General features: G+C 65.1%; 5 protein-coding genes. 1 reads left to right on the forward strand and 4 read right to left on the reverse strand.

The window, feature by feature from the left end; translation table 11 throughout:
• The coding region (locus tag LH128_RS20185) for an Rrf2 family transcriptional regulator (RefSeq protein ID WP_037520523.1) at nt 1-328 on the reverse strand (328 nt) is incomplete at its 3' end.
• Between the two features lie 65 nt (nt 329-393).
• Here LH128_RS20185 and LH128_RS20190 point away from each other — a divergent pair.
• Nucleotides 394-1194 carry a class I SAM-dependent methyltransferase gene (locus tag LH128_RS20190; protein WP_327195228.1) on the forward strand — a complete coding sequence of 267 codons (801 nt, stop codon included), beginning with the start codon at nt 394-396 and terminating at the stop codon, nt 1192-1194.
• Between the two features lie 142 nt (nt 1195-1336).
• Here the strand turns inward: LH128_RS20190 and LH128_RS20195 are convergent, their stop codons facing one another.
• The 3 genes from LH128_RS20195 to LH128_RS20205 are packed head-to-tail and all read right to left on the reverse strand — an operon-like array spanning nt 1337 to nt 6925.
• On the reverse strand, nt 1337-4471 hold the full coding sequence (locus LH128_RS20195) for an efflux RND transporter permease subunit (protein ID WP_008831539.1): 3135 nt from the start codon (nt 4469-4471) through the stop codon (nt 1337-1339).
• A gap of 4 nt (nt 4472-4475) precedes the next feature.
• Entirely contained in the window at nt 4476-5612 is a 1137-nt protein-coding gene (locus LH128_RS20200; RefSeq protein WP_008831540.1) for an efflux RND transporter periplasmic adaptor subunit, read from the reverse strand.
• Nucleotides 5609-6925, reverse strand: coding sequence for a TolC family protein (locus tag LH128_RS20205; protein WP_008831541.1), 1317 nt, complete (start codon nt 6923-6925; stop codon nt 5609-5611). Before LH128_RS20205 ends, LH128_RS20200 begins: the two co-directional genes overlap by 4 nt.
• Nucleotides 6926-7723 lie beyond the last annotated feature (798 nt).

Raw genomic sequence — 7723 nt, forward strand, 5'->3', positions numbered from 1 at the left:
CCGCCAGCGCCTCGTTGACAGCCGCCTCAACCGCGCAATCAGGATTGGAATGCTCGCTGCCGATAGCAAAGATGCGTGGTCCTCCTACCGCTCGATGTACGTCGAGGAGCGACACGGTCTCCAAGTCTGCCGCGATGGCCCAACCGCCACCATGTCCTTTTTCCGAGCGCACATACCCTGCCTCGCGCAGACCAGCCATCGTGCGGCGGACGACAACGGGATTGGTTCCCAGCATCGCTGCGATAGTTTCGGACGTCATTGCCCCCTCATGCCGCGCCATATGGAGCAGCACGTGGAGCATTCGCGAAAGGCGACTGTCATTACGCATATTTCGATTCTTCGCATTCCAGCCGGATTGGCAAGCATCATGTTTCACGATACTTATTATGTTACATGATTCGTGGAGCGTTCGAAATGCGAGAGTTCGAGAACCCTGATCACTGGGATGTTGCCGCTCGGCACTATGAGAAGACTGCCCACCCCTTCACTGCTCGCTATGCCGAGACGGCGGTTGCGAGAATATCCCTCGGGTCCGACAGCCACGTGCTGGACATAGCCGCAGGCACCGGTGCTTTGGCACTGGCTGCCGCGCGAACAGGCGCGAAGGTACTGGCAACAGACTTTTCTCCAGGCATGGTCGCTCGTATCGCCGCCGCCGGTCACCCCAATGTCGAGGCCAAGACAATGGATGGGCAGGACCTTGCGCTCCCAGACGGAGGGTTCGACGCCGTCTTCTCGATCTTCGGGGTCATCATGTTCCCCGACTGGCGCAAGGGGTTGGCCGAAATGGCCCGCGTTACGCGCCCTGGCGGCCACGGCATCGTGGCAACCTGGCAACAACGCGGTGCGGCGACCTTTCTGCTGCTCGGAGATATCCGTCGAAAGCTCTTCCCCGGCCGTGATGGCATGGAAATGCCGGAAGCCGTCGGCGTCCTCAGCGATCCGGGGAACTTCGCTCGCGAAATGATCCTTGCGGGCTATCGCGATCCCCGGATCGAGCCAGTGACGCATGATTATGAGCTCGACGTCGGGGCACTCGACGATCCCGATACATTGTTCGGCATGTCGCCCGACTGGACGAGCCTCAATGATGGGGAAAAGGCAGAAGTTATTACCGAGGTCAGGCAGATGGCGGGCGAACGCTCCGTATTGCCGATCCCTTCAACCGCGCTGATCGTGGTCGCTCAGCGTTGATATGCCGGGATCGTGCGCGACTGGTCGAGATTGGAGAGCGCCGTACTCGACCCTTTTCGGGGGTCCAGCGATCGAGTTCCGCCATACAGATGTAGGCCATCGGCAGTTGCTCATGCAGCGAGGGGCAAGCGAAGACTGAAGATCAAATATCTGCATGCTTCTCCTGCCTCTTCTCTTCTCCGGAGAGCCAGAGCAGGGACATCGGCAGCAGCAGGAGCATGAATGCGGTGGCGGAGATGATGCCGCCCACGATCACGCAGGCGAATGGTCGCTGCGTTTCGGAACCGATGCCGGTGGAGAGCGCCGCCGGCAGCAGGCCCAAACCGGCCATCAGCGCCGTCATAAGGATCGGCCGCAGGCGGTCAATCGCCCCTTCGAGCACGGCCACGCGATAGGCATCGCCGTTCTCGTAGCGGTGCGTGATGTGCTCCAGCATGACGACACCGTTCTGCACCGATATGCCCGCCACGGCGATGAAGCCGACCGCTGCGGACACCGACATGTGGAGCCCCGCCAGCGCCAGCGCCGTGACGCCGCCGACCGTGGTGAAAGGCACCATCGCAAGGATCAGCAAGGCGGAGCGCACCGAGCGAAATGCACCGAAAAGCAGGATGAAGATGCCGAACAGCGCGATCGGCACGATCACCTCCAGACGCTGCATGGCGCGCTGCTGGTTTTCGAACTGGCCGCCCCAGGTCATCTGGTAACCCGACGGCAACTTGATCTTGTCCTTCACCGCCTTCTGCGCATCGACCACGAAGCTGCCCTGGTCGCGCCCGTCGACGTTGGCCTTGATCGCCACGTTGCGACTGCCGTTCTCGCGGCTGATGCGCGATGCACCGACCTGAACCGAGACTTGCGCGATTTCACCCAGCGAGATCGTGCCGCCCTGTGGCAGCGGCACCTGTAGATGCGAGAGATCATCCACCGCGTTGCGCTGATCCGGCGCAAAGCGCACGACGATGTCGAAGTTGCGATCCGCTTCGTAAGCGGTGCCGACCGTCGCGCCGCCGAAGGCGGTGGCGATGGCGGTGTTGGCATCGTCTGCGTTGAGGCCGTAACGAGCCATCGCATCCCGGTCGAGCACGGCGCGCACTTCGGTCTGGCCGCCAATCTTCACGGCATCCACGTCCGACGCGCCCGGCACCGCAGCCACCACCCGCGCGGTCTGCTCGCCCAGTTGCTCCAGCACGTTGAGGTCCGGCCCGGTGATCTTCACCGAGATTTCGCCCTTCACGCCCGAAAGGCTTTCCTCGACGCTGTCTTCGATCACCTGGCTGAAATTGGTGGGTACGCCGGGGATCTTGTCCACCTGCTTGCGCATGTCATCCTCAAGCGCGGCCTTCGAGCCGAACTTGGAACGCCATTCGCTGCGCGGCTTGAGGTCGATCAGCATCTGCAGGCTGGACGGTCCCTTGGGGTCGGTCCCGTCGTCCGGGCGGCCGGTCTCGGAGCCGACATGCGCTACTTCCGGGTAGGAAAGCATGATTGCGCGCACACGCTTCTCGACCTTGCGCGTGGTCTCCATCGAGGCCGAGGGCGTGAGCTGGACGGTGAGCCAGATGTTGCCTTCGTCCAGCTTGGGCAGGAACTCAGAACCCAGACGCGGGATCATCAGGAAGGCCAGCACCAGCGCCAGCCCGGAGGCCACAACCACCGCCTTGGTGCGCGGCAGCGCCTTCTCCACCGTGCTGCGATACCCATCGCGCAGACGGTCCATCCAGACGATGTGCTTTTCCGCCATGTCGTAGCGTTCGACAAGGAAGCTCAGCACCGCCGGCAAGAACGAAAGCGTCAGCACCAGCGCCGCGCCCAGCGCAAAGGACAGCGTCAGTGCAACCGGCGAGAACATCTTCCCTTCCACGCGCTGGAAGGTGAAGATCGGCACGAAGGCCATGATGATGATGGCCTTGGAGAACAGGATCGGCCGCGCCAGGTTGGCCACCGTGTTGCGCAGCACCTGGTTGCGCCGGATCCTGTCCGGCTGCACGCCCCCGTGCCGCGCCGCTTCCAGCGACAGCGCGACCATCAGCGCCTCCACCAGCACAACGGCAGAGTCGATGATGATGCCGAAGTCCACCGCGCCCATCGAGATCAGGTTGGCGGGCACGTTCACCGTATTGAGGCCCGCGAAGGCCGCCAGCAGTGCCAGCGGAATGATCGCCGCGACGACCAGCGCCGCGCGCCAGTTGCGCAGGAACACCAGCAGCAACACCGTCACCAGAGTGGCGCCGACGACGAGGTTTTCCGCCACCGTCTCCACGGTCTTGTCGAGCAGCTTGGTGCGCTGGTAGGTCGCGCGGATCTGGATCGGCGGCTTGCCCGTGCGCTTCGCATCGGCCTGGAACTGCGCGTTCATCTTGTCCACCGCGTCGCGCACGCCCTGCACCACCACGGCGGCGTTCTGGCGCTTGACCATGGTGACGATGCCTTCGCTGACATCGTCCTTGTGGTCGTAGGCAACCATGCCGCTGCGTTCGGGCGTGCCGATCTGCACGTCGCCCAGATCGCGCACGCGCACGGTATTGCCGTTCTGCGCGCGGACCACGGTGTTGCCGACGTCGTCGATCGACTTGTAGAGGCCGACCCCGCGCACCACGACGACTTCGTCGCCGCGCGGGATCACGCCGCCGCCAACGTTTGAGTTCGCCTTGCCCACGGCGGTCTGCACGTCGGCCACGGTGACGCCGTAGCGCTTGAGCAGATCGGGGCGGACGAGGATCTGGTACTGCTTGATGCTGCCGCCGAAGCTGGTGACATCCGCCACGCCAGGCACCATGCGCAGCGTCGGACGTACCACGAAGTCCTGAATCGCGCGCGCTTCGTAGAGCGGCACGTCCGCCGGCTTGTCCAGCACGTAGCGATAGACTTCGCCGACCGCGGTGGACAGCGGCGCCAAGCTGGGCGTTACGCCGGCGGGCAGATTGGCGTCCCGCAGCTTTTCCAGCACCTGCGAGCGGGCGAAGTAATCGTCCGTGCCGTCGTTGAAGATCAACGTGACCACTGACAGCCCGGTGATCGAGACCGAGCGGATGTCGTTCACGCCCGGCGTACCCGCCAGCGCGCGCTCGATCGGCAGCGAGATGGACCGCTCCATCTCCTCCGGCGCCTGCCCGGCCTGCTGGCTGATGACCACGACCTGCACGTCCTGCACGTCGGGGAAAGCCTCGATCGGCAGGCTCATCACCGCGCGGCCGCCGACGATGATCAGGGCCACGACCATGACGATCACGAAGATCCGCTTCTCGACGACGAAGCGGGCCAGTCTTTCCAACATCGGATCAGCCCCCGGAAAGCTGGGCGTTGAGCAGCAGCGCACCTTCGCCGACGATGCGTTCGCCGTTGCGGATGCCGGACGTCACGTAGGAGAAGCTGTCTCCGCGTTCGCCCACTTCCACCGGAACGCGGCGGAAGCGACCGGGCGCCTCCACGCGGAAGATGTAGTTCTTCATGCCGGATTCGAAGATCGCGGCATTGGGAACCTTGATCGCGCGGCGGCCGTCGTCGGTGACGAGGCGCGCACGGGCGTACATCTCGGGCTTGAGCGCGAGGTCGGGATTGCCGACTTCGGCGCGCACCTGCACACGGCGCGTGGCCGGGTCTACCGCGAGGCCGATCTGCGTGATCTTGCCGGTAAAGCGGCGGCCGGGCCAGGCCGGTACGTCGAATTCCACCGCCTCGCCGATGCGTGCGCGGCTGCTCGACGCCTCGGGAACGTCGAGGAACAGCCACAAGGTGCGCGGGTTGGACACGGTGTAGAGCGGGGTCTGTCCGGCGCCGACCTGCTGGCCGGGATTGATCTGACGGTCGATGACGTAGCCGCTGACCGAACTGGTCAGCGCCAGCGCATCGCCCGCGCCGCTCCCCAGGTTGCGCAGGCGCAAGCGCGCGCGCTCCAGTTCGGCCCCGGCCCCGGCGGCATCGGCCTGCGCGCCTTCGAGATCGCGGCGGGAGATCGCGCCCCCGTCGAACAGCATGTGCGAGCGGGCCATCTCGCGCGCCTTGCGGGTGCTTTCGGCCTGGGCGGTGAGCAGATCGGCGCGCGCCTGGCCGAGATCGGGCGCATCGAGATAGGCCAGTGCCTGCCCGGCCTTCACCGCTTGGCCGATGTCGGCCAGAACCTGCGTCACCCGCCCGGCCACCGGCGCGCCGACGCGGCTGGTCTGCGATTCGTCGAGTGCAAGACGCGCGTTCATGTCGGCCGAGATCGGCAGCGGGCTGGTGGTGGCGGTGACGATCTGCACGGTGTCGAGTTCGGCCGAGCCCGGCGCATAGCTGATGAGGTCGGGCGACTTGCTCGGCGCGGCGGCGGGCGGCGCATCGGACTGGCCGCAGCCGGCAAGCGGGGCGGTCAGGGCGGTGGCCAGCAGGGCTGCGCCAAAGGCTCGGCCAAATGCTGCGGGGGCAGAAGCCCTCATCGATCGTCTCCGGTGGTTTCGCCAGTGGTTTCGGCAGCCTGAAGCTGCGCGATGGCATGGGCTTCGTCGGCACGGGCATCGACCGCGCCAAGTTCTACAGCCCGCAGCGAGCGGCGGGCATCGAGCAGTTCGAGCAGCGACGTCGCCCCGTTGGTATAGGCGAATTCGGCGACGCCCGCGGCATCGCGCGCGGCGGGCAGTTGCCGTTCCTCGATCTCACGGCGTCGTTCGCTGGCCTGGGAAAGCGACTGGCGGGCGATGGTGATCTCGGCCGTTGCCACGGCCGCCGCCTTGCGCGCCTCCGCCTCGGCCTGGACCAGCGCGGTGCCGGCGGCGTCCACTTCGCCGCTGTAGCGGTTGCGCACCGGCAACGGCACGGAAACGCCCACGCCGACGCTGCTGCCGACGCCGAGGTCGTCCATAGCGTGTTCGTACTGCATGCTGACGGTCACGTCGGGATGGCGCAGCGCATGCGCGCCGTCGAGGCTGCGCCGAGCCGCCTCGACGCGCGACTGCGCCGCCAACACGTCCGGACGGCGCAAGGCCAGAAGGTCCGCCGGCTCCGTACTGGCGGCGGCGGGCGCATCGACCCAATCACCGCTTGTAGCAATGTCGGGCGCATCCCGTTCTCGTCCGATCAGGGTGGCGAGGCCGAGCCGCGCCACCTGCAGCGCGATCGCCGCCTGCTGCGCGTCGGTCTTCGCGCGCGAGGCTTCCACCGCCTGACGCGACAGGTCCCCGCGCGAGATCGAGCCCGCGTGCTCCTGCGTATGCGCCATGTGCTGGCTGTCGGCATAGCTGGCCGCAATCGCTGAAAGGATCGCGCTACGCTGTTCTGCCGCCTTGAGGTCGAAATAGGCGCCGTACACGGCCTCGCGCATGTCGCGCCGCGCGCTGGCCAGGTCGCCTGCGGCGGCATCGATCAACGCGCGCGCTTCGCCGGTCCGGGCCTGCCGCTTGCCGCCGCGCTCCAGCGGCAGGTCGATGCCGACGACGGTGTCCGCCACCGAATCCAGCGGGCGCCTGCCGATCCGCCCCGGACGCAGCTGCACCGCGCTGAGATTGAGGTTCGGGTTGGGCGCGGTATCCGCGATCCGCAGGTTGGCCTGCGCAGTCTTCAACGCCAGCCGGGACCGGATCACATCGATGTTGTCGGTCTCGGCAGCGGCCATCGCCGCGTCGAGACTGAACGCGGTCTGCTGCGACGGAGCGGGCGATGCTGCAAGTGCGATGGGGGTGATGAACGGCAGCGGTGCAAGGCAGGTCAATGCGCATGCCAGCCACCGCTCACGAACGACCTTGAACGGCGTCATGAACGATGAGTGTCCCTCGGATTTGCGCGGGATTTATCGGCTTCGAAAGACAAGTTCCAGCGAAGTCTGCACCGATCTGCATGAAGATTTCGTAATCTTTTGGCAATGCAGCATACACCCTCCATTTTCCCGCCTGGAGAATACTTGAAATTCAGCCCCGCCAGGCAATTGTCCCCTCTGACAACATTCCACAAGGCAATGCACATGTCATCGCGTTACCGACCGATGCCGGCAAAGCGGATGCAATTCTTGCAGGCATGAAGCTATCCGATTGCCGGCACACGCAAAATGCGCATTTTACGCGGCTTTCGAACTCCCCAAGCGGTGGTGGCCGGCGGAGACGTAGCGGAAATGGCGAAGATCGCTGCCTGTGAGCCGGTGGCAGCACGACCCAGCCAATCACCTCCGCCTGTCCGGGACCGCCGCGGATTGTGGAAAAGGAGGGGAGCTTTTTTGCCCTCTAACCATGTGAGGGATAGCCCATAGCCTGACTTAGGTGGATGCTCGCTACTGCTTCGGTCAGGCCCAACTTGAACAGTGCTTTCGGAAAAGGCATTTTTGTTCAATGACATGCGCGCGCCGACGCAGGTGTTACCACTACATTTTCGGGGTTGGTTGAGCTTGCAAAAGCTCAGGTTTCCGGCGGCAACTCGCTGATATTGGCCGGCAGCGCGATGCCCGTTGCCTTGAAGACATTGCCCACCTGGCCCGAGACGTGGGTGCGGGTGGTTATGACCTTGCCGTCCTTTTCGATGGTGGCTTCCTGAAGGCGATCGAGATCGTTGAGGAGCGGCTGCC

Source organism: Sphingomonas sp. LH128, assembly GCF_000293195.2.
GTDB classification, from domain to species: Bacteria; Pseudomonadota; Alphaproteobacteria; order Sphingomonadales; family Sphingomonadaceae; genus Novosphingobium; species Novosphingobium resinovorum_A.